The 22,773-nt window shown below is 42.6% G+C and carries 26 protein-coding genes and 3 pseudogenes; 19 read left to right on the forward strand and 10 right to left on the reverse strand.

What is annotated here, in order from left to right; translation table 11 throughout:
• Positions 1 to 109: 109 nt before the first annotated feature.
• From pmbA to W03_RS02015, 13 genes and pseudogenes are all read left to right on the forward strand, one after another.
• A complete protein-coding gene (gene pmbA, locus W03_RS01955; RefSeq protein ID WP_244070882.1) occupies positions 110 to 1,468 on the forward strand; it encodes a metalloprotease PmbA in 1,359 nt (452 codons plus the stop codon).
• A gap of 21 nt (positions 1,469 to 1,489) precedes the next feature.
• A complete protein-coding gene (locus W03_RS01960) occupies positions 1,490 to 2,038 on the forward strand; it encodes a TRAP transporter small permease subunit (RefSeq protein WP_244070884.1) in 549 nt (182 codons plus the stop codon).
• Complete coding sequence (locus tag W03_RS01965) at positions 2,035 to 3,318, forward strand: TRAP transporter large permease subunit (RefSeq protein ID WP_244070886.1); 1,284 nt, start codon at positions 2,035 to 2,037, stop codon at positions 3,316 to 3,318. Before W03_RS01960 ends, W03_RS01965 begins: the two co-directional genes overlap by 4 nt.
• Positions 3,319 to 3,406: 88 nt before the next feature.
• Positions 3,407 to 4,033: a phospholipid-binding protein MlaC gene (locus tag W03_RS01970; protein ID WP_244070888.1), complete on the forward strand. Its 627-nt coding sequence runs from the start codon at positions 3,407 to 3,409 to the stop codon at positions 4,031 to 4,033.
• Between the two features lie 31 nt (positions 4,034 to 4,064).
• Entirely contained in the window at positions 4,065 to 4,364 is a 300-nt protein-coding gene (locus tag W03_RS01975; protein ID WP_244070890.1) for a lipid asymmetry maintenance protein MlaB, read from the forward strand.
• Positions 4,365 to 4,446: 82 nt separating this feature from the next.
• Positions 4,447 to 5,364, forward strand: coding sequence for an ABC transporter ATP-binding protein (locus W03_RS01980; RefSeq protein ID WP_244070892.1), 918 nt, complete (start codon positions 4,447 to 4,449; stop codon positions 5,362 to 5,364).
• Positions 5,361 to 6,116, forward strand: coding sequence for an ABC transporter permease (locus tag W03_RS01985; RefSeq protein ID WP_244070894.1), 756 nt, complete (start codon positions 5,361 to 5,363; stop codon positions 6,114 to 6,116). The genes W03_RS01980 and W03_RS01985 overlap by 4 nt, the downstream gene beginning before the upstream one ends.
• 52 nt (positions 6,117 to 6,168) lie before the next feature.
• On the forward strand, positions 6,169 to 6,420 hold the full coding sequence (locus tag W03_RS01990; RefSeq protein WP_244070896.1) for a BolA family protein: 252 nt from the start codon (positions 6,169 to 6,171) through the stop codon (positions 6,418 to 6,420).
• A 117-nt stretch (positions 6,421 to 6,537) separates the two neighbouring features.
• Positions 6,538 to 7,326, forward strand: a complete 789-nt coding sequence (gene djlA, locus W03_RS01995) for a co-chaperone DjlA (protein ID WP_244070898.1) — start codon at positions 6,538 to 6,540, stop codon at positions 7,324 to 7,326.
• A gap of 180 nt (positions 7,327 to 7,506) precedes the next feature.
• Positions 7,507 to 8,181 carry a tRNA (adenosine(37)-N6)-threonylcarbamoyltransferase complex dimerization subunit type 1 TsaB gene (tsaB, locus tag W03_RS02000; RefSeq protein ID WP_244070900.1) on the forward strand — a complete coding sequence of 225 codons (675 nt, stop codon included), beginning with the start codon at positions 7,507 to 7,509 and terminating at the stop codon, positions 8,179 to 8,181.
• Between the two features lie 2 nt (positions 8,182 to 8,183).
• Positions 8,184 to 8,639: a ribosomal protein S18-alanine N-acetyltransferase gene (rimI, locus tag W03_RS02005; RefSeq protein ID WP_244070902.1), complete on the forward strand. Its 456-nt coding sequence runs from the start codon at positions 8,184 to 8,186 to the stop codon at positions 8,637 to 8,639.
• On the forward strand, positions 8,636 to 9,367 hold the full coding sequence (locus tag W03_RS02010; protein ID WP_244070904.1) for a uracil-DNA glycosylase family protein: 732 nt from the start codon (positions 8,636 to 8,638) through the stop codon (positions 9,365 to 9,367). Before rimI ends, W03_RS02010 begins: the two co-directional genes overlap by 4 nt.
• 198 nt (positions 9,368 to 9,565) lie before the next feature.
• A pseudogene (locus W03_RS02015) lies at positions 9,566 to 10,361 on the forward strand (IS3 family transposase); the annotation flags it as partial.
• 245 nt (positions 10,362 to 10,606) lie between these two features.
• On the opposite strand, the pseudogene W03_RS02020 reads toward W03_RS02015, so the two are convergent.
• A pseudogene (locus W03_RS02020) lies at positions 10,607 to 11,646 on the reverse strand (IS110 family transposase).
• Positions 11,647 to 11,703: 57 nt separating this feature from the next.
• On the opposite strand from W03_RS02020, the gene W03_RS02025 reads away from it, so the two are divergent.
• The 5 genes from W03_RS02025 to W03_RS02045 all read left to right on the forward strand — a co-directional run bounded on the left by W03_RS02025 (position 11,704) and on the right by W03_RS02045 (position 14,863).
• The gene (locus W03_RS02025; protein WP_244070906.1) at positions 11,704 to 12,372 is read left to right on the forward strand and encodes a hypothetical protein; all 669 of its coding nucleotides are present in this window, start codon (positions 11,704 to 11,706) and stop codon (positions 12,370 to 12,372) included.
• Entirely contained in the window at positions 12,362 to 13,111 is a 750-nt protein-coding gene (istB, locus tag W03_RS02030; protein ID WP_244070908.1) for an IS21-like element helper ATPase IstB, read from the forward strand. The genes W03_RS02025 and istB overlap by 11 nt, the downstream gene beginning before the upstream one ends.
• 51 nt (positions 13,112 to 13,162) lie before the next feature.
• Complete coding sequence (locus W03_RS02035) at positions 13,163 to 13,345, forward strand: hypothetical protein (protein ID WP_244070910.1); 183 nt, start codon at positions 13,163 to 13,165, stop codon at positions 13,343 to 13,345.
• A 280-nt stretch (positions 13,346 to 13,625) separates the two neighbouring features.
• Positions 13,626 to 13,820: a hypothetical protein gene (locus W03_RS02040; protein ID WP_244070912.1), complete on the forward strand. Its 195-nt coding sequence runs from the start codon at positions 13,626 to 13,628 to the stop codon at positions 13,818 to 13,820.
• A gap of 524 nt (positions 13,821 to 14,344) precedes the next feature.
• Positions 14,345 to 14,863, forward strand: coding sequence for a hypothetical protein (locus W03_RS02045; protein WP_244070914.1), 519 nt, complete (start codon positions 14,345 to 14,347; stop codon positions 14,861 to 14,863).
• Positions 14,864 to 14,936: 73 nt separating this feature from the next.
• On the opposite strand, the gene W03_RS02050 is transcribed toward W03_RS02045, so the two are convergent.
• The 4 genes and pseudogenes from W03_RS02050 to lplT all read right to left on the reverse strand — a co-directional run bounded on the left by W03_RS02050 (position 14,937) and on the right by lplT (position 17,509).
• Positions 14,937 to 15,149 (reverse strand): DUF2945 domain-containing protein, encoded by a 213-nt coding sequence (locus tag W03_RS02050; protein ID WP_244070916.1) that lies wholly within the window; start codon positions 15,147 to 15,149, stop codon positions 14,937 to 14,939.
• A 3-nt stretch (positions 15,150 to 15,152) separates the two neighbouring features.
• Complete coding sequence (locus tag W03_RS02055) at positions 15,153 to 15,710, reverse strand: DUF488 family protein (RefSeq protein ID WP_279599985.1); 558 nt, start codon at positions 15,708 to 15,710, stop codon at positions 15,153 to 15,155.
• A 195-nt stretch (positions 15,711 to 15,905) separates the two neighbouring features.
• Positions 15,906 to 16,031: pseudogene (locus tag W03_RS02060) on the reverse strand (ATP-binding protein); the annotation flags it as partial.
• 203 nt (positions 16,032 to 16,234) lie between these two features.
• Positions 16,235 to 17,509: a lysophospholipid transporter LplT gene (lplT, locus tag W03_RS02065; RefSeq protein WP_244070921.1), complete on the reverse strand. Its 1,275-nt coding sequence runs from the start codon at positions 17,507 to 17,509 to the stop codon at positions 16,235 to 16,237.
• A 206-nt stretch (positions 17,510 to 17,715) separates the two neighbouring features.
• Here lplT and alr point away from each other — a divergent pair, with 206 nt between their 5' ends.
• Entirely contained in the window at positions 17,716 to 18,792 is a 1,077-nt protein-coding gene (alr, locus tag W03_RS02070; protein WP_244070923.1) for an alanine racemase, read from the forward strand.
• Positions 18,793 to 18,845: 53 nt separating this feature from the next.
• On the opposite strand, the gene W03_RS02075 is transcribed toward alr, so the two are convergent.
• From W03_RS02075 to W03_RS02095, 5 genes are all read right to left on the reverse strand, one after another.
• Positions 18,846 to 19,631: a peptidylprolyl isomerase gene (locus tag W03_RS02075; RefSeq protein ID WP_244070925.1), complete on the reverse strand. Its 786-nt coding sequence runs from the start codon at positions 19,629 to 19,631 to the stop codon at positions 18,846 to 18,848.
• 159 nt (positions 19,632 to 19,790) lie between these two features.
• Complete coding sequence (locus tag W03_RS02080; RefSeq protein WP_244070927.1) at positions 19,791 to 20,093, reverse strand: YciI family protein; 303 nt, start codon at positions 20,091 to 20,093, stop codon at positions 19,791 to 19,793.
• Positions 20,094 to 20,095: 2 nt separating this feature from the next.
• The gene (locus W03_RS02085; protein ID WP_244070929.1) at positions 20,096 to 20,698 is read right to left on the reverse strand and encodes a septation protein A; all 603 of its coding nucleotides are present in this window, start codon (positions 20,696 to 20,698) and stop codon (positions 20,096 to 20,098) included.
• A gap of 49 nt (positions 20,699 to 20,747) precedes the next feature.
• A complete protein-coding gene (locus tag W03_RS02090; protein ID WP_244070931.1) occupies positions 20,748 to 21,902 on the reverse strand; it encodes an NAD(P)/FAD-dependent oxidoreductase in 1,155 nt (384 codons plus the stop codon).
• A gap of 24 nt (positions 21,903 to 21,926) precedes the next feature.
• Positions 21,927 to 22,712 (reverse strand): VacJ family lipoprotein, encoded by a 786-nt coding sequence (locus W03_RS02095; protein ID WP_244070934.1) that lies wholly within the window; start codon positions 22,710 to 22,712, stop codon positions 21,927 to 21,929.
• Positions 22,713 to 22,773: the final 61 nt, after the last annotated feature.

The following is a 22,773-nucleotide window of genomic DNA, read 5'->3' on the forward strand; positions in this document are numbered from 1 at the left end:
GCCGGGCTGTATAATGTGGTACTCAGAAGCTGCTATCATAGCGCTTTTCGTTTGATACTGTTCCAAGGATTTATTTTTTTCGGTTTATTTTTTAACCAAGAACCCATTTATGAGTGATCTTACCGTTTCTGGAAGTCGATTTTCCTATCCATTCACCACATTGCAGCAAATTGCTCGCGATATCTTGGCGCAGGCTAAGCAGGGTGGCGCTACCGCTTGTGAAACCAATGTTTCAGATGGTTTCGGTCAAACAGTTACGGTTCGTCAGAGCGCAGTCGAAACAATCGAATATAATCGCGACAAAGGTTTGTCAGTAACTGTTTATTTGGGGCAAAAACGTGGTAACGCCAGTACCTCGGATTTTTCTCCACAAGCTATCCGTGACACGGTAGCAGCGGCTTTATCTATTGCGCGTTACACGGCCGAAGACAACTGCGCCGGACTTGCGGAAAAAGACCGCTTAGCGCGCGATTATCCTCAGTTGGAGTTGTATTTTCCTTGGCAATTATCGGTTGAGCAAGCAATTGAATTAGCTAAAGAATGTGAGCAATCTGGTTTTTCGGCCGACTCGAAGATTACTAACTCGGAAGGCACGACGGTATCAACCAATGAGTCGCAATTCATTTATGCTAATAGCTTGGATTTTATGGGAGGATATCCGGTATCTCGCCATAGTGTGAGTTGTGCATTGATTGCTGAGCACAATGAAAGTAAACAACGTGATTACTGGTATAGCGTTGCGAGAGATGCTGTTGATTTGGAATCGGTCCGGGAAATAGGACGGAAAACGGGGTTACGTAGCGCAGCCCGTCTGGGTGCCAGGAAAATTACTACTTGTGAGGTGCCGGTAATATTTGAGGCGCCGATTGCTTCAAGTTTGATTGGACACTTTGCATCCGCAATTAGCGGTGGTAGCTTGTACCGTAAATCTTCTTTTTTACTCGATAGTATCGGTGAGCAAGTTTTTGCGCCAGATATTCAGATTTTAGATTTACCTTATTTAGCAAAAGGCCTTGGCAGTGGTCCATTTGATGAAGACGGCGTGGCAACGATGGAGCGGAAAATAGTTGAGAATGGTATCGTACAAGGTTATTTTCTCGGTAGTTATTCGGCACGAAAATTAAAGATGAGCACCACCGGCAATGCTGGCGGCGCGCATAATTTAATCATCCAAAGTGCGAACACACTTGAAGTTCCGGAGTTGCTAAAGAAAATGCATACCGGTTTGCTAGTAACAGAATTATTAGGGCATGGTGTCAATGGTGTAACAGGAGATTACTCCAGAGGCGCATCAGGTTTTTGGGTCGAAAATGGCCGTATAGCTTATCCGGTTGAGGAAATCACCATCGCAGGTAATTTGAAAGATATCTATCGCGGAATTTTAGCGATCGGCAATGATGTCATTGTGCGCGGTTCAAAACAAAGCGGTTCTATTTTAATTGACCGAATGACGATTGCGGGCGATTGAGCGACTATTAACTCCCTGAGAATGAAGGTGTTACACCGATTTGAGCAGATGATCGGAAAGGTTTCTGGTGCTGCGGGTTGGTTAGCAGGATGCCTGTGCTTATTGATGATTGCGGTGGTGTGCATCGATGTAATTGACCGCTATGTCTTCGACTCGGGTTCCATCGCCATGCAGGAATTGGAATGGCACTTGTTTGCCGCGGTTTTTCTGCTTGGTGCCGCCTATACCATGCGAGAGGATGCGAATGTTCGGGTTGATGTTTTTTACACAAAAATGTCTCCCGGAAGAAAAGCCATTGTTGATATTTTGGGTACGGTATTTTTTGTTATCCCAATGTGTTCTTTGATTGTATGGAGCGCCTACGATCCGGTAATTTATTCCTATCAACTTGGCGAAGTTTCAATGGATCCCGGCGGATTGCCTCATCGGTTTGCTTTTAAGGCATTGTTACCGATAGGCTATTTTCTTGTAATGCTGCAATCTCTTGCGGTTATTTTCAAAAATATTCGCATCTTGTTAGCAGAGGGCGATATAGAAAAATTTTCGGAATTCCCTGATAAGAAAAAATGATAGCGCTGGTGATGTTTCTAACGTGCTTGATGATGCTAGTTTTAGGCTTTCCTGTCGCTTTTACATTTGCTGGTGTGGCGCTGATATTTGGCTTGTACTTCGAAGGCTTGCAGTTATTCATGCTGGTTGCGTATCGTATCGAATCCATCATGACTAATGTTACATTGATGGCGATACCCCTATTTATTTTTATGGGGTTGGTGCTGGAGAAGTCCGGTATTGCAGAAAAAATGCTGGAGTCGATGGGGTTGTTGTTTGGTCAGATACGTGGTGGATTGGCAGTATCGACGGTTATCGTCGGTGCTTTATTGGCAGCATCTACCGGCGTGGTTGGCGCTTCTGTTGTAACGATGGGGCTCATTGCGTTGCCAGTCATGCTTAAATATCATTACGATAAAAAACTGGCTTGCGGTGTTATTTGCGCATCTGGTACATTGGGACAAATTATTCCACCATCGATCATTTTGATTATCATGGGGGATGTTTTGCAACAGCCGGTTGGAGATTTCTACCGTGCGGCGTTATTACCGGGGTTGTTGCTGGTTTTGTTTTATGTGATTTATTGTTTGACCATGGGAGCGATCGCAAAAGATATTGCACCCCCCATGTTGCGTTCGAATACAGCGATATCATCGCAATACTGGGCAGCCATAAAAGCAATCGTACCAGCGTTAGCGCTAATTGTTATTGTATTGGGCACCATAATTGGCGGTATTGCTACACCGACCGAGTCTGCTGCAATGGGTGCGGTTGGCGCAGTGGTGCTGGCTGGCTGCAGTAGGCGACTGCGTTTTGCTATGTTGCATCAAATTGCGATGGAGACTACTAAGATCAGTGCTATGGTGTTTACCATACTGATAGGAGCCACTTTTTTTTCTATGGTATTTACCTATACCGGCGGCGATAAAGCGGTTGAACAGTTAATGCAATATATTCCTGGGGGGCAATGGGGCTTCGTATTGCTTATGATGGCGGTTATTTTTTTATTGGGGTTTTTTATTGATTTTGTTGAAATTGCTTATATTTTTATTCCGATGATTGCGCCAATTTTGATTAAATCGGGTATTGATCCACTTTGGTTTGGTATTTTGGTAGCTTTAAATTTACAAACATCTTTTTTGACGCCCCCATTCGGCTTCTCGCTGTTTTATTTACGTGGCGTAGCGCCATCCTCAGTAACTACTTTGGATATTTACCGTGGGGTAATTCCTTTTATTTTCTTGCAAATACTGACAGGCATGACGATCATGTTATTTCCCAATATCATCCGGGCGTTTTAATTTTTTAAAGGGAGTTTTTGCTAAAGCAGCATGTTTCTATTATTATCAGATAAGAATGAATGATTATGATTAAAAAATGAGAGTACAAATGGGGAAAAATTTTTTAGTAATTCTATTAATGGTTGTTATAGGTTTTGCAGCGTTTCCTGCATGGTCGAGTAATCCCAATCTTCCGCCTGATAAGCTGGTTGAAAAAACGGTTCAGGAAGTCGTAGGGATTATGCAGAAAGATGAAGATTTGAAAAGTGGTAATAAAGAAAAACTGCTCAATCTCATTGAGACCAAGATCCTACCACATTTTAATTTTGTTCGTATGACACAGTTGGCAATGGCACAACATTGGCAAGCTGCAACTCCGAAACAACAGAAGGTACTGGTGGATGAGTTTAGAACTTTATTGGTGCGGACTTACTATAACGCATTGACTACGTATTATAACGAAACGATTAAAGTCAATCCTTTGTCTGATTTAGGTGATCGTAATGAGGCTACGGTTCGGAGTGTTGTCATTCAAAAGAATGGCAAACAACCGGTGCCCATCGATTACAGTATGGAGAAAAAACCAAACGGCTGGAAAGTGTACGATGTAACCGTTGCAGGTGTTAGCTTGGTAACCAATTATCGCGGTTCATTTAATAGTCAGGTACGCAAAAACGGTATTGATGGTTTGATCAAAACACTTTCGGACAAAAATAAATCTTTGGAAAATAAATAATGACCATTAGAGCGTCGCACCAACTGGTTGTATGGTTTATTTAGAAAATCAAAAGATCATAGTACAAGGCGCTGCAACGGTTGATAATATTGCAGCGTTAACGAAGCAGGGATTTCCCTTACTCAACGGGACGAATTGTACGGTTGATTTAAGTCAAGTTACTGAGGTCGATTCCACCATTCTGAGTATGTTTCTGGAATGGTTGCGCGCATCACATCGAGCTAATTGTCAAATCAAATTTATCAATATGCCGCCTAATGTGGTCAGCCTGATTCAACTCTACGGTGTCACGGATCTGATTCCAACAGAAAGTGTTTCTTTGGAAACATGAAATATTACCTTATACGCGTAAGTTGTTAGTGATCGGTTATTGTAGAAAATGACTATGCCCTTACTGGATGGGCTCATCAGAAATGTTGCACGCACTTGAAATAAAGGCAATCTACAAAAACTACGACCAGCTCCCGGTACTACAGGATGTTAGCTTGGAGATTCAGTCAGGTGAGTTTTTTGCGCTACTCGGTCCGAATGGCGCCGGAAAAACTACGTTGATTAGCATCATTGCTGGCTTGACATTGGCTGCGAGCGGTTCTGTTCATGTCATGGGTTACAATGTGGTAACGCACTATCAAAACGCACGGCTTAATTTGGGAGTGGTGCCGCAGGAGCTGGTGTTTGATCCATTTTTTACCGTACGGGAAATATTGCTGATTCAATCCGGTTATTATGGTATTAAACACAATACGCGCTGGGTCGATGAAATTCTCGCGCGATTGGATCTGGCAGACAAAGCAGACGCCAATATGCGTAGCTTATCAGGTGGGATGAAGCGTCGAGTACTGGTTGCGCAAGCGTTAGTGCATAAACCGCCCGTGATTATCTTGGATGAACCGACTGCGGGCGTGGATGTTGAATTGCGTCAAACGTTATGGGAGTTTATCAAGCAGTTGAATCGCGATGGTCATACCATTGTGCTGACAACGCATTATCTGGAAGAGGCCGAAACACTTTGCAATCGGGTTGCGATGCTGAAACAAGGAAAAATTATCGCGCTGGACACGACACAAAATTTGATCAAAAAAATTCCGCATAGCCACATCGTGCAACTACGATTACAACCGAATGCTTTACCGCAGGAATTGAGACATCTGCAAGTTAATTGTCCAGATGGAACGATCGAATTGCGGCTGGAAAGCTATCAACAGATCGAATGGGTTTTGGCTTCGCTACGCACTGCCAAAATTGAAGTTCAAGAATTTCGTTTGCGGCAACCGGATCTTGAAGATGTCTTTGTATCGTTGATGAAAAGCGATCGGAGCGCTCTGCAATGACGGCTTTCTTGACTTTATTCCATAAGGAATTGCTGCGTTTTTGGAAAGTCGGGTTTCAGACCATTCTGGCGCCTATGGTTTCAACGTTATTATATTTGCTCATATTCTTACATGTGCTGGATGCCCATAAAGAAGTTTATCCAGGTATTCCTTACACCATTTTCCTAATTCCTGGCTTAGTGATGATGGCCGTTATTCAAAATGCTTTTGCCAATGCTTCATCCAGTATGATTCAGTCAAGAATCAGTGGCAATATTGTGTTTATCTTGCTATCGCCACTGACGTATCAACAAATATTTTATGCGTATGTGTTGGCATCGATTGTCCGTGGATTACTGGTTGGGCTTGGTGTTTACTTGATTACTTTGGTGTTTTTCGATATTCCATTACATTTGCCGCTATGGGCAATACTCTTTGTGGTGTTAGGTAGTGCTATTTTGGGGGCGCTGGGCTTGATCGCTGGTATTTGGGCGGATAAATTTGATCAGCTAGCCGCTTTTCAAAATTTCATTATCTTGCCGCTCAGCTTTCTATCCGGTGTTTTTTATACCATCCATGCTCTGCCAATAGAATGGCAATATCTATCTCATTTGAATCCTTTTTTTTATATGATTGATGGATTTCGTTATGGTTATTTCGGTGTGTCGGATATTTCACCTTATATTAGTCTCGTGATTGTGGCAATATGCTTATTAGGGATCTCGCTAATCGCCATTCGATTATTAAAAATAGGATACAAGTTACGTCATTGAGTGTGAAGAGAAATAACGATTAATACTTTTAAAGAAACAATAAGGAGAGAATATGATTACCGCGGAACAGGTAAAAACTTACATTGAAACAGCATTGCCTTGCGAATATGTGATGGTTGAAGGTGAAGATGGACGTCATTTCCAGGCTTATATCGTTAGCGGACAGTTTCAAGGAAAAAATATGGTGCAACAACATCAGTTGGTTTATAAATCGTTAGGTGAACGGATGAATCAGGAGATTCATGCGCTTTCGATCAAAACATTTACCCCTGAGCAATGGGAGAGCCAAGTGCAATTAGGTTAGCAAATAAAGTTGCTTGATACGATTTAAATATAGCAATATGGCTTATTAGTTACAGATTGTATGCCCATCAATAACATTTAATCCTCTTTTTTACTTTTTATTTTGCTGCGAATTCCAGTGTTTAGGATATTGGGTGCTATTTCCGGTTATTTTGTTCTTGGCTTTTTTGGTATCTTCATCGGTTATTTTATTGGTAGCCTGATAGATCGCTCGGTCAGGCTGGGTGCGTCCGGCATGAACCCTTTTACGGCCGTGCGCCGGCGATCGGTTTTTCTCGAAACAGCTTTTATCATGATGGGCGCGCTTGCCAAATCCGATGGGCGTGTTTCGGAGTCAGAAGTGTCGCATGTTGAACAGTTCATGCGGAAGCTGGGTATGAATTCACAACACCGGCTTAAAGCAATCGCATTATTTAAACAAGGCGCTACAGTTGATTATGACATTCACCCGCAACTGAATGAGTTTTTGGCTGTTTGTGGTAACGCTGATAATTTGAAACAGGTATTGTTGATTTATCTTGTCATCATGGGGTTATCGGATGGCGACCTGAATGCTGACGAACATAGTTTGCTGGAAACGATTGCTGCGCGCCTTGGCTACGATGCGCAAACGCTCGATCAACTTATTAATATGGTGATGAATCGTGCGCATTTTTCTGATGGTCAAGCGACATCCACGCATGCGCTTGATGATGCTTACAAAGCGTTGGGTGTTGATCAAAATAGCTCCGACGAAGAAATTAAACGCGCCTATCGCAAGTTAATGAGCCAATACCATCCAGATAAGTTGATTGGTCAGGGCGTTCCGGAAGAGATGATCGCAATTGCTACAGAACAATCCAAAGAGATACAAGTCGCCTATGACTTGATTAAGAAAAATCGCGAACAAAGTCGCGCTAAGACTTGAGTAATTACTCAGATTTAATCCATCAACTTCCTATCATTGTACAAGACAGGTATGTGTTTAAAACTGCCTACCGATTCCAGCGATCAAACCGCTACTAATGTGCGTCTCTATAACAATAAAGCGCCTAAATAGTATAGGCTACTACATAATGATTCCACAGATACTTACCTAAAAATTATCTTGAATATTCTGGCTTTTGAGACTTCAACGGAATTTTGTTCGGTAGCGCTGTTGACAGGTGGCGATATTCGGCACGCAGAACAGCATGCCGGCAATCAGCATTCCGAATTGATATTATCGATGGTCAGTGATTTGTTGCTGGAGTCGGGAATATCTTTACAACAATTGAACGGCATCGCTTTTGGTGAAGGTCCCGGATCGTTTACGGGGCTGCGCATTGCTTGCGGTGTTGCACAAGGTCTTGCATTTGCCCTGAATATACCTGTTGTTGGCGTTAGCACGCTTAAGGCGCTGGCCGCACAAACTGAAAGCACTAGGGTGGTTGTGGCTCTGGATGCTCGTATGGGGGAGATTTACTATGCGGCATATGAAAAAATAGCAGATCAGGATTGGCAAACTGTGAATGCTCCAACTTTGTGTGCGCCGAGAAATGCACCGAATCTGATAGGAAATGATTGGGTGGGCTGTGGTAGTGGTTTTGACGTTTTTAGTAACGAATTGAGTGAGCGGTATTTGAATCACATTCAAGAAACTCGCGGTGGCCTATTTCCGCGCGCGAAAGAAATTGTGCAATTGGCGTTGCCAATTCTGAAGTGTGGCAAGGGTATCCATCCATCTGCGGCAGTACCGAGTTATATTCGTAATAAAGTTGCGTTGAAAGAAAACGAACGATAAGTATGTCGATAGAGCCCGTAATTGAGATTCGAGAAATGTATCTCGAAGACGTACAGCAAGTGATTTCAATTGAGCGGGAAATCTTCCTTTTTCCATGGTCGCCTGGTAATTTCTCAGACTCTATCAAATCTGGATATGTTTGTAGAACTGTCGTGGAAGGAAACACCGTATTGGGTTACGGAATTACCATGATGAGCCCTGAAGAGGCACATATATTGACATTGGGTGTGAGCGCCAGTTGGCAAAAAAAAGGCTTGGGTAAAATGCTGATTGAGTATTTTGCAGGCTATGCACGTTTAGAAGGCGCTAAGTCGATCTGGCTGGATGTTAGGGAGTCTAATCAAGGTGCGGTCAATTTATATAAAAGAATGGGATTCATACACGTTGCCATTCGTAAGGGGTACTACCCCGCTATGTGGGGCCGTGAAGATGCGCTGGTTATGAAGCTGGAATTATGAATAATCGACGCAAGAAGATTTTGCAAGAACTCGGCCTAACGCCGATATGGAAGAAAAGAACTGATTCTACACCGGAATCATTGACTTCCGAATCTCGTGAGACAACATCGGCTACGATGAAGGATCTTCCCGCTTCTGCGTCAGAAGTCACGTGCGATCATCCAGTACATTCGATGAATTGGGATCAACTCAAACTTACCGTTTCAAACTGCACCGCTTGCGCGCTTTGTGAAACACGAAAAAACACGGTGTTTGGCGTTGGGGACGAGCAAGCGGATTGGCTTTTTGTGGGTGAAGGTCCTGGCGCGCGAGAAGATGAAATTGGCGAGCCTTTTGTAGGGCAAGCTGGCAAGCTTCTCGATCAAATGCTCACCGCGATTGGATTGAAACGCGGCAGCAATGTTTATATCGCAAATATTGTTAAATGCCGACCACCCAATAATCGCAATCCTTCAGACACCGAAGCCAGCGCGTGTGAGCCTTTTCTAAACCGACAAATTCAATTAATTGCTCCGAAACTGATTGTCGCATTGGGTAAAGTTTCCGCAGGGAATCTGCTCAATCGGAATGATAGCTTATCCAGCATGCGTGGAAAGGTTCATGAATACTCAGGAATACCCTTGATTGTGACTTATCACCCGGCATACTTGCTGCGAGCGCTTCCGGATAAGGCTAAAGCATGGAAGGATTTATGCTTTGCTAAAGCAACGATGGAGTCTTTGTTGTGACTTTACTTGCGTGTTGGTATCGATCGAATTTAGCTGCACGATTGATAAAATAGAAATTAGAAAATACTGTCAACTAAAGGTGACTGCGCCAGCCGGATGTTTTGATGTATGCTGATTTTCATGAAGTCCGAAGTTTCATAAAATGAGGGGATGAAATGGAGGATAAGAATGGAATTACCGCGTACACAGTATAGTTAGGAGTTTCGTAAGGAATCAGTAAAGTTTTTCAAAGCAAGTGGATTGACGTTGGTTGAAGCGGCAAAGCGACTGTCATTACCCAAGGGGACGCTAAAGAACTGGGTTTATGCTGACGGGGAGAACTCGCTGCGGTAGGCAAGCGTCAGAAGGCGCTGACTGAAGTTGAACTAGAGCTATCCAGAGTGAAACGGGAATTAGCGGAAGTGAAGCTGGAACGTGATGTTATAAAAAAGTGTGCGACGTATTTCGCCAAGGGGTCGCGGTGAGATACGATCTGATCGAATCGCTGCGACAAAGCTATCCGGTTACGCTCATGTGCCGGGTGCTTGAATTCAAGGTGACGACTAATTCTAAGCATAATCTGCCAATTGTCCCCAATATTTTAGAACGGGAATTTACTGTTAGAGCGCCCGGTAAAGTATGGGTCAGTGACATGACTTACATTCCTACCGATGAAGGTTGGTTGTATCTGGCTGGAATAAAAGATCTATTTAATGGCGAGTTAGTGGGCTATGCGATGAATGAGAGAATGACAAAGAGCCTGGTTATGCAAGCATAATTTCGTGCAGCTGCAAGTAAACATTTAGATCAAGGTAGCCAATACTGTGCGCACGATTACCAGAAGCTATTGCAACAATTTGGCATAACCGCCTCCATGAGCCGCAAGGGTGACTGCTATGACAATGCCCCGATGGGAGGAAGCTTCTGAGGGATACTCAAAACCGAACTGGTGTATCACCGGAGATTCAAAACACGCCCACTTTTTGCCAAGCTTTCATTCAATGATTTGAGAAAGTAAAGATTGCTGCCATACATCCGGACTCTGTATGAGGCGCATTGCCTCTGCCCCTGATGGAATTCGCTGAGTAGCGCCTTATCACCTCAACGTGCTTGATGCACTATGTGCTGTTCAGGTTTAGCCACTCACGGTCTAACCAGTCTCGCCATCATGTTATGATTGCCTGTGCAATCGGTGGTAATCTTTCTCTTTAAACTCGTTTTTAATGCAACAACCAATACGCCTCTATTCAACCGTCGCGATCAGTGAGCTGCGGCAGTTGCTACCATAGTGTGATCGGGGTGAAATGTAGCTTTTTTGGTAAGCAATACCCAGATAATGCGGGCATTTTTGTTTGCCAAGGCAACAGCAGCAACGTTCTTATTGCGCCGCGCTATCAGCTTGCACAGCCAGCTTCCGGGCTCGGCCTTTTTCTCGGCAATGCGGATGACTGCTCTTGCTCCGTGGATCAGCAGGGTGCGAAGATACGTATCTCCGCGTTTGCTGATACCGAGCAATAACTGTTTGCCTCCGCTTGCATGCTGCTTGGGCACCAACCCTAGCCATGCCGCTAATTGTCTGCTGTCCTTAAACTCCATTGCATTTCCTACGGTTGCCACAATGGCGCTCGCTGTAATCGGGCCAACACCAGGAATGGCTTCCAATCTTTGGCTGGCCTCACTCTCCTTGTGCCAAAGCTTGATTTGTAACTCTAATTCGTCCACTTGGCGATCCAGTTCTTTAAGGTGGTCATTCAGTCTTTCCAGCAATCGGCGCATGGTTCCTGGCAATCCATTTTCAGCATCTTCCAGAATGTCAGGTATGCGTTTGCCAATCGATTGGTACCCTGTGGGATGACGATACCAAACTCAGAGAGTAGACCCCGTATCTGATTTGCCTGCGCAGTTCTAGCTTTCACAAAACCCTGTCTGGCACGATGCACCGACAGAATTGCTTGTTGCTCAACGTTTTTGATCGAGACAAAACGCATGTTGGGTCGACTCACCACTTCACAGATCGCTTCTGCATCCGCCATGTCATGCTTGTTGGTTTTGACGTAGGGTTTGACGAATTGGGGCGACATGAGCCTGACGGTGTGCCCAAATTCACCCAGCTTCCTCGCCCAATGGTGTGAACTACCACAAGCTTCTATGCCAATCAGGCAGGGCTCAAGATTGGCGAAGAACCTTACCATCTCGCTGCGGCGCAGTTGCTTGCGAAGCACCGCTTTACTATACATATCTACACCGTGAACTTGAAATACTTCTTTTGCCAAATCAATGCCTATCGTTGTAATCTTCATATCGGACGCTCCTCTCTGGGTTAGTGGGTTTTATTGCACCACTACTTTGGCACTTCGATGCCGTTTAGGGTAGTGGGCGTCCATTCCATTACCTCAGAGTGTTTTCAGCAAGAACAACCATTTTTGAGGCAAATAACCACACCCTTCGCCGGCTACATTGAACACCTGTTGAAAGTTTCCAGAACCTGTCTGGTATGTGTAGATAGAAATCAATACAGCGTTCCCGCACAATGGTCAGGACAAGTGTTTTCAGTCAGAGTGACTGCCAATCATCTCGACATTGTGGCGGCGGGTAAGACGATTGCAACGCATCAACGCAGTTTCTTGCGCGATCAACTCATCTGCAATCCCTGGCATTATCTGCCTGTACTGGAAAAGAAACCGGACGCCATACGTCATGGCGTGACATTCCAGAATTGGGAACTGCCGGAGGCGATTCGGCGCGTGCGTTCGATCCTGCGGCAACAGGATAAAAATGAACGTGCCTTTGTTGATCTGTTGTTACTCACCCGTGAAGCTGGATTGGATGCGCTCGAGACAGCCTGTGAGTTGGTATTGGAATCAGGCGTTGTCAATGCAAACGTACTACAGAATGCAGTCAGACGCTTGATTGAGCCTATTCGCCCCAAAACATTGAATGCCAGCGATAATTTACAGTTAATCACTGAGCCTCAAGCGGATTGTCAGCGTTATGATCGACTGCTGGGAAGCCACTATGTCCACTGATCTACTAACCCAGCTCAAAGCATTGCACTTGTATGGTATGGCAGAGGCATGGTCTGAGTTAAGAGCGGAAGTATCGCAACGCAAGCAAATGCAATCTCCCGAAATCATGCTGAGCCAGCTGATCAACGCCGAAATTGTAGATCGTCAAATGCGCAGCCTGAAATACCAGTTGAAAGTCGCAAAGTTTCCAATTCATCGGGATTTGGTGAAATTCGACTGGAATGAAACACTGCTCTCACGCCAGCAAATAGAGCAGCTCGCAACGGCTGGTTTTATGAATGATGCACATAACCTCATTCTGGTCGGTGTCACGGGAACAGGTAAAACCCATTTGGCCACTGCACTGGGTATTGCAGCTATCCATCATGGAAAACGTATAAGATTCTTCAACGCCGTTGATCTGGTTAATCTTCTGGAACAAGAAAAACAACTGAATAAAACCGGAAATCTGGCCAAAAGACTCATCCAATTTGACGCCGTCATCCTGGATGAACTGGGATACCTGCCTTTCCCTGAATCCGGAGGCGCCTTGCTGTTCCATTTAATCAGCCAATTGTATGAGCGTACCTCACTCATCATAACTACCAACTTAAAATTCAGTGAATGGGTGCAGGTTTTTGGTGATGCAAAAATGACCACCGCTCTGTTAGACCGAATTACCCATCATTGTGACATCATCGAAACAGAAAATGATTCTTATCGATTCAAGCATCGTAAAAAGTGTATAAAAACCGATTAACCAACTATACCAGGTGGAAACTTTTCAACGCCGATACCTGGACAGTTTTCAATGCCGATTGACAATCGCTATGGCGATAGCAATGATATTCTATCGGGTGATAGTGGAAATGACATCCTGAATCGAGGAGATAGCAAGGACTATATTTCAGGCGATGCTGGAACGGCTTCTTCACATTTATTACTATCGGTCAGATCGATTCTATTATCGATTGAAACGTTGCCAGTAGCTTGACAGTATAGCATTAACGATAATCTGAGTTTTAACAGCAAACTGCTTGATCCTCCATAACCATATTTGACTGTAATTCTTCTTAAACAGTGCCGTCATTTTTAAATTGACAGCTAACGTTTAGGGTGCTTGAGAAAACGTTATTTGCATTACATTTTGAATAAGGCCTCATTTAAATCATCAGTAAATTATTTGTGAACTACTTGTGAACTTATTGTGAACTTTTTGTTAGGCTTGTGTCTAACAAGTACAAATATTTTTCAATAGTTTTCTGGAGGATGAAATGAGTACAAAAAAAGCTAGCAGTCCAACGGTATTATTTATTTTTGTTTTGCTGAGTGTATTAGCTTCAATTGGTTTGATTTTGTTTGAAGGAATGCACGCGGGAATATTGGTTTTTGTTGGTTACTTCGTTGTAGCAGCAATTAGCAGCATTTTTAGAGATAAAAGATACTACATTCGAAGAACTTTAGGCTGAGTTAATCAAAATTCTGAGGTCGACCCTGGTTTCAGGGTTGGCCTTTTTAATCTAATCCAAACCTTTTTTATTCTTATTTCTCTGGGTAATTCCCTAAAGACAAATCTGTCGATTATTGGCGAACACAGGCGAGGTTGGTGTTTGTAAATTGGATAACACCTGTTAATTCGTAGGTCGTAGGTTCGAGTCCTGATCGTGGAACCATAGTTGTGTTTTTATATCAAAATATAAAGCTTTGAAAGGTGTGCCCGAAAAAACAATTAGATTTTAGTTCTATCTAGTATCCATTTCGTTTTTTCATTGTTTTTGATAAACGAAAGCCTACTAAGTATTGCATCGGTTAGAAGCTATTAAATAACTTTTAAAGTGTTTGCATTTAGTAAAGATGCAACAATTCAACATCCTACTTTTCTTTATTGCCGTTATTTGTTGTCTTTGTTTGTAGCTTTGATATAGCGTACCTATACTAAAATCGAGAATCTACAGGCTAGGTTTAGGTTTAGGTGTAAGGTTAAAATATAAATATGTTTATGAAAATTTTAGGTTTAGCTTTGTTGCTGACTTTTAATACCTTAAAGGCAGAGACTATACGTCTTCCAATTGAGTTTGGGCAGAGTAAGGCTTTAACATTTGATACCAATATTAAGAATGACGAAATAGGTTCTCAAATCAAATCACTAGGTGGTAGCTTTTCAAGTGCAGAAGGACATCGTGCCAATGCGGCAATTGGTCTATCGAAATCGGACGGGATATTAAATTATACGCACAAAAATTCGAATAGAAGCATAACATTTGATACTAATATTTCAAGTGATCGGACGAGTGAGCGGACGATGCCTCAGATAAATTCGGTGGGTGGAGGCTTTACTGGCTCAAGCGGACATGGTGTCAGTGCAATACTTAATACAACAGGAAGCGGTGGAGCAATAAACTACACACATACCAATAATAGAACGAAATTAAAATTTACCAGCGGCGTAAATGTAACTAATGGTATTCATGGGGTAAATATTGGAGTCCAGCTACCTCTTGGTACTAAATAATTTAGACTATCCCATAGTAACTAACGTCGATAACCCAGTATTACATTATGCACAATGCTCATAGGAGTGGCGTCTAATTCAATTTCGTCAGCGCTTTGCCCAAGTGAGCAGCAATATGATCGGATTTGTCGCTTTTAATCTCGTATTGCGGGCGGTCCGTCGAGGCACGGTGCGTGTAGCCTTTATAATCAAAATCAGAAGTATGCACTTTTATGATTACTCCAGAAACAATTCCCGCTTCGGAATTCCAACTTACGTGATCGCCAATCTTAAATTCTTTTGTCATTTTTTACTCCTCGTGAAAGCTAAGAAAATTTTCATTTGAATAGTAAACCCGCTTATTCTCAATACGCGCAGGTGACGTATATGGATGCTCCTCTGCCTTTCCGGTCCTCATAATGTGCATTACTTTCCAACCTTTCGCCTTCAGATAATCTGAAACCATTGATCGATGACATCGCCACCAAACTGCCTCAGCACACATGAATGCGGTTACTTTCTCCGAGCCGATCTCCTCAAGTTGTTTGACTCCCTTTTCAAATTCCTGTGTTGCCATATAATCCGCGTAACCGCGAAACGACACATTCCGCCAGCGGTCGTTTATCGAATTTGGCTGCACTCGGCGACGTCCGCCAAGTGCTTCGATATGCCGATAACCTATGTTTGCTATCTTTAACGATGTTTCAAGATCACTCCGATCAAAATTTGGGTACTTTCGCGAGCTTGGAAAGCGACGAATGTCTACTATCATTTGGACACCAAAAGAATCTAACATTGCAATGAATTCATCGGTCGTATGAGTAGAGTGGCCGATCGTGTAGATCGTTCTAATCGAATCTTTATTCACACTTTACCTCTTATTTTCTTTTTATGATCGAATCGATCCATGTGACCGCTACTATAAGGTCTACTCCACGAAAGATTGAATCAACGTTAGAGTCTTCATATTTGTAAATAAGCGCTAAGAAAACTATGGATTGTCAATCGGCATTGAAAACTTTCCAGGTATCGGCGTTGAAAAGTTTCCACCTGGTATATTTGGTTAATTGGTTTTTATACACTTTTTACGATGCTTGAATCGATAAGAATCATTTCCTGTTTCGATGATGTCACAATGATGGGTAATTCGGTTTAACAGAGCGGTGGTCATTTTTACATCGCCAATAACCAACTCAGTTCGGTCCACTTATCCACAGATGCGTAGTATCCTGCGCTCTATTCCTCCCTGGTCAATTTTCAATCGTTAGGGGTGGTCAGTTTTCTGGGAATAGATTGGATTCCTGGAAATCCTATTGGATCTGAGTTGGTTTTCCAATGAGGATTGGCTGTATGAAAACGTTTCACTCAGTGATTGGTTTGGTATTGAAGGTTTCAATGAATCTTTTTCTCACCAATCAGGTGCAATGAATCTTGTTTGCTTTGATTCAGTAAATGCCATTTTCGAATCAACGCCATGGTAATCGATACAAATAATCCAAAAGCAACAATCACTGCATAAATGTGTATATCCAGCCATACTAGTAAGGCATAACAAGATAACATGGCAAGGATGCTTAAATTCTCATTAAAGTTTTGTACCGCAATCGAGTGCCCGGCTCCCATCAAAATATGTCCGCGGTGTTGCAACAATGCGTTCATCGGCACTACAAAGAAGCCGGCTAATCCACCGATAATCACTAATAGGACAATGGCAATCCACAAATTCTTCACCAAGATCATGGCCATTACTACAATACCCATGGCAATTCCGAGTGGTATGACTTTAACCGATTGCCGCAACGAAACCCAACGAGCCGCGAGCACGGCTCCTACTGCGATTCCCAATGCTACAACCCCTTGTAATTGCGCCGCTTGGTTCAAGGGATAATTGAGCGCGATTTCTGCCCACTTCAACACGATAAACTGCAAGGTTGCTCCAGCACCCCAGAATAGCGTCGTTACCGCCAAAGAAATTTGCCCCAATTTATCGGACCATAGCAATTTTAAACAATGGCCAAATTCTTTCACTAGAAACAAAGGATTTTTATTGGGAATGATATGATCGACGCCAGTATTAGGAATATACAAATTAAAAGTCGCTGCGATGGCATAAATAACAGCCACGATCAAAATACTGCTTTCAAGAAAATTATCAATACCGGTATCGATCAGTGGAAAATCAAAACTTAGCAGAATATTGGCAATGCTGGGCGTAATTAAAATACCTCCTAATACAGTTCCAAGAACGATAGAAGCAACTGTTAGCCCTTCGATCCAACCGTTTGCAATCACGAGCTTCTCGGCTGGTAATAATTCTGTAAGAATGCCATACTTGGCCGGTGAATATGCTGCAGCGCCTAATCCGACAACGGCATAGGCTGCCAGTGCGGAATATTGATGCGCGGCTATGAATAACAAACCGCATCCCGTGATTTTGATGGTATTGCTAATAAACATGACGCGGCCTTTTGGCATGGAATCAGCGAACGAGCCAACGAAGGGAGCCAAGACTACATAGAACAACACAAAAACAAACTTCAAAATGGGAGTTAAATAAGCCGGTGCATGTAAATCGATCAATAATGCGATGGCTATGACTAAAAGCGCATTATCCGCCAATGACGAAAAAAATTGCGCCGCCATAATTGTGTAAAAACCGCGTTCCAAGTGAGTTCCTATTATTTTTAAAATGAATTATCAATGACTACGGGTGTTTTTGTTATTTTATCCAGTAGTATTCAACGGCAGATATGTAGGCATTCCTATTTTGCAATGGAAAATAAATAATCAAGGTTATTTTGAATAGAATAATTTAGTTTATGATTGATCGCGAATAATACACCTACTCCAACTTACTTTCTTCACAAAATTTAATGTCGCGCCCTATTCGAGCTTCGATTCATTTGCCCGCTTTAACGCATAATTTATCCATAGTGCGTAACTATGCTCCAAATTCGCGCATCATGGCTGTCATTAAAGCGGATGCCTATGGACATGGATTGCTTCCTGCCGCCCAGGCGTTAAGGGCTGCCGATGGGTTCGCATTATTAGAATTGGACGCAGCTATAGCACTACGAGAAGCTGGCTTTAAACAACCTATTTTGTTATTGGAAGGTTTCTTTTCGACGAGAGAATTGCAGTTATTTCATCAATTTCAGTTGAATGCGGTTATTCATCACGAAGAACAAATCAACATGCTGTTAGCTTCAAAGTTTCATAACCTCGGTCTATTCATGAAAATTAATACAGGAATGAATCGCTTGGGATTAAGGCCCGAGCAATACTTACTGGGGATTAAAAAGCTGCAGGAAAATAACTATGCCAACAATGTGACACTGATGACGCATTTTGCATGTGCTGACGATTCCGGACAAAAAGAAAGTGTTGCCGCGCAAATTAATTGTTTTAAAACAATTACACAGCAATACGACTATCCAGTTTCGTTAGCGAATTCTGCTGCAATTATTCGTTATCCAGAAACGCATGGTGACTGGGTTCGTCCTGGTATTTTGCTATATGGCGCATCACCATTTGCCGATCAAACAGCGAATGATCTTAAACTCCAATCAGCGATGACTTTATCGAGTAAAATCATCGCAATTCATGATTTAAGAGCGGGTGATAGGGTGGGCTATGGCGGCTCTTTCCATGCTTCACGTGCTATGCGGATCGGTATTGTTGCATGCGGTTACGCTGATGGTTATCCACGCCATGCACCTACAGGAACGCCTGTATTAGTCAATGATCAACCGAGCCGACTGCTAGGGCGAGTTTCAATGGATATGTTAACAGTGGATTTAACGCATATTCCAGATGTCGGGATTAATAGTCCGGTGATTCTTTGGGGAAGCGGGGTATCGGTAGATGAGGTAGCCAATCGTTCCAATACAATCAGCTATGAATTGTTGAGCGCACTTGCGCCACGAGTAGAAAGAACTGCTGCAATATAAAACTAATTGCGAAGTCGATTATCGTTCTTATCCACTCGTGATGAAACCAAAACTTATTCTACCTTGGCTTTGCTGCGTAAATCTTGTACAACTGTTCCGAATTCACGCTGTAGCACACGTTGTTGTATATTTTGTTTAACCTCTTCAAAGGGTGGGACTGTCATTGGGCGTGTGTCCATCAGTTGAATGACATGCCAGCCAAAGGAGGTTTGCACTGGCTGATCGGTTAAACCACCTTTCGATAATCTTACCAACGCTTCGGAGAAAGGTCTGACATAAGCTGCCGGTGGGCTCCAGTTAAGCTCGCCGCCGTTACCTTTACTGCCTTCGTCTAGCGATTTTTCTTCAGCGATTTTCGCAAAATTGCCGCCTTTTTTTAGACTTGCAATGACCTCTTTTGCCGTGTTTTCATTTTCAACCAGAATATGTCTTGCGCGATACTCTTTATCGCCCATCTGCACTTTAAGCATGTCGTACTCTTTGCGCAGCGTTTCGTCGCTTACGTTATTATGCTTAATATAATCTGCTTGAAAGGCTCTAACTAAAACCGCTTGACGTGCGATCTCCATTTGTGCAACCACCTCAGGATCTTTATCCAGCTTTTTTTTGAGTGCCTCTTGAGCAATGATTTCTTCGGCGATCAAATTCTCGCGCAGTGCTTTACGCATCTCAGGGCCATCGGTTTGTCCTTGAGCAACGGCTGCTTTCACCATCAAATCAAGACGAGATTGCGGAATTACAACACCATTGACTTTAGCTACTGATTGAGCTTGTACCGATATCACAACACAGCACAGAATACTACCAAGAACTATTTGCGAAAATTTCGTCACGCGCATGGAATTTCCTTTTTTTGAGATTGAGATAAATTTATATTCATTTGAATATATTCACGTGCAAAAGTATACGCTTTAACTGATTGAACGTGAATCTTTATGGTATGGATTTGAGATACTATTACATTAAAGACACCAAAGGTTCATGAAGGGTATTCGATTTCATGCAGGAAATACCTTTTTGAACGGTTTTACAGTAACTTTTGCATAAACACCCGCATTAATGTAAGGATCTGCTTCCGCCCATGTCTTTGCTGCTTGTAAAGATTCAAACTCTGCTACGATCAAACTACCTGAAAATCCGGCTGGTCCAGGGTCTATACTATCTATGGCTGGATGTGGTCCTGCCAAAATTAATCGTCCTTCTTCCTGCAGTAATTTCAGTCTTCCCAGGTGTTCTGAACGAACAGCCATTCTCTTTTCTAGGCTGTTTGGAACATCTTCCCCACTGATTGCATATAACATTACTATTTTTCACCTTTTTCACTGATATTTTTTTCAGAGCTATAAACTTCCTGAGATCCAATCGTTAATTCAGTTGAGTTTTCTTTTAAATGTTTACTTAGCATCAAAACTTGACCGGCTATAAAAACTAGCATAAGCCCGGTAGATCCAAACAATTTAAATGTTACCCATGTATCAATAGGAAAATTGAATGCTACATACAGGTTTATCAAACCCATTGTAATGAAAAAAATGACCCAACTCGTGTTCAATTTCGCCCAAATCGGAAGTGGTAATGTCATTTGTTTTTCCATCGTTGCCTGAATCAAATTCTTTTTAAATACGATATCGGAAACCAACAAAGCAATCGCGAAAAACCAATATAATATGGTCGGTTTCCACTTAATAAATGTTTCGTCTTGGAATGCCAATGTAGCACCACCAAAAACAATGATAATCATTAGATTGATCCACATCATTTTATCAATTTGGTGGTGTCGTAACCAAACCCAAATTATTTGTAAGATTGAGGCAACAATTGCTACAGCGGTTGCAACAAAAATATCGTAAAGTTTAAATGCTACAAAAAATAAAATGATTGGGAAAAGATCAAAAAGAAATTTCATACTAGAAGATTGGTAGAGCGTACTCGCCGAAAAATTTAACTTAACGAAGCTAACTCAATACCGCAGGTAAGCGAGGTGTAAGCGCGCTTTTCTCAGTTGTAGCAGTTCCGAGTAATGCAAATCCCAACAATTCGTCCATCTCGCTAATAAAGAGCGCTCTAACGCCATTCTCGCTGACTTCAATATGCCATTCACCAGATCTATCAGGATCAGGCGGCCAAATAACTGTTGCACAAGATGGCGTTTTTACGTGTATCGGCATGGCAGGATAACAAACAGGTGTCGGATTTCCTGATAATGTCGCCGACAATGCTCTTGCTGCGTGTGTGATCGGCATAACAAACGGTAAGAATTTACCTGCAACTTCTGCGCAATCACCTAAGGCATAGATATTGTCTATTTTTGTTTGTAATAAACGATTCACGACAATACCACGATTAACAGGAAGTCCGGCTGCTTCGGCTAGCTGTGTCTGTGCTTTCAACCCAATGGCAGATAATACTAAATCTGATTCAATTTCTTCTCCATTTTCTAATGTTACTCGAATTGTCTGTTCAATTTGATCTACGGAAAGAACGCAAGTATCTAAATGAAATATTACACCAGCTGCTTCTAATTTGTGCCGAAAGAAGGCGCCTGCTTTGGGGGGCAGTAACCTACCGAGTGGCTCTAAACTGATATCGATGACATGAACACGATAACCAGCAGTAACTAAATCATTTGCAAATTCGCAACCAATCAATCCGGCACCAATGATGCATACACATTTCTTTCCTGATAAAGCGGTATGGAAAACTTGATATTCATCCAGATTATTGACGGTATAAATTTTTCCAACCGCGTTACCTTGCATTGGCAGACGAATTTGATCAGCACCAATTGCCAATACTAATTGACTATAAGAAACCTCTTCTTCGTTAGTTAATTGAATAACATTTCGAGTAGTATCAATCGACACTACCCTGTGATTAGGACGGATATCAATCTTGAGTTGCGAACGCATTTGTTCAGCATTCCCGTTCAGTAATGATGCCGGATCCTTACCTGTTGACAATGCATTCGATAACATAGGTTTAGAATAGAAACCGCAACGATCTGCCGCCAGCATAGTTATGGGGATAGTTGCATTTAGTTTACGCAGCTCCCGAGCTGTAGCGTACCCGGCTAACCCACTTCCTACAATGACTACAGGAGTATTGTTCACAGATCAAGACAAATCATAGAAAGATTATTGAAAACGATTCCAATGCATTTCATCGACAACATCTTTATTGTTAACTAAGCTTTCTCTTCGTTGCATATAGGCATCCCGCATAAATTCATAGGGATCTAAAGCAGCTTCATCGATAGTTTTCTTTGTGTCTAGCATTTGTGCACGTATACCGATAGTGCGTGCTGCAGCAATTGGCATACGTACGGAAGCCTTATTAATATAGTCGACGTGATGCAAAAATACATTGGTAACGCCTTGAGTGACTGGATCGAAAAGAAGAGTATCAACTGCTAATCCGAAGCCATCACGTAACGAGCTTGGTCCTAAAAATGGCAATACCAAATAAGGGCCATGTCCAACACCATAATGACCAAGTGTTTGACCAAAGTCTTCATTTCGTTTATTTAGATTAACATCGCTTGCTGCAGTAATATCACTGGCTATATCGATTAATCCGAACAGGCCAAAAGTAGTATTCACAAAAATCCGAGCACCTGTTGCCGCAGCACTTTGATAATTGAGTTGCAGGATTGAATTCGTTAACACAACCACATCATTCAAGTTAGAGAAGAAATTGCTTGCCAACATTTCGATGGGGTCAGGCACTATCCACCGGTAACCTCGCGCAGCCGGTTCAAAAACGTGCTTGTCAAATTTTTCATTAAAATTAAAAATAGCACGATTCATAGATTCATAAGGATCTCCCGGGTCTGCTGGTGGCGTTTTTGTTGAAGCGCATCCAATTAGAAGAAGACTTGCGGTGATCAGAATCACTGCTCTGAAATGTGTGTGGATAGTCATATTTGATTTCTTGATTTTGGTTAAAATTCCGAGCGATCTTGCCATATTTGTGCGATTGGTT

The organism is Nitrosomonas sp. PY1, assembly GCF_022836435.1.
Lineage (GTDB): Bacteria > Pseudomonadota > Gammaproteobacteria > Burkholderiales > Nitrosomonadaceae > Nitrosomonas.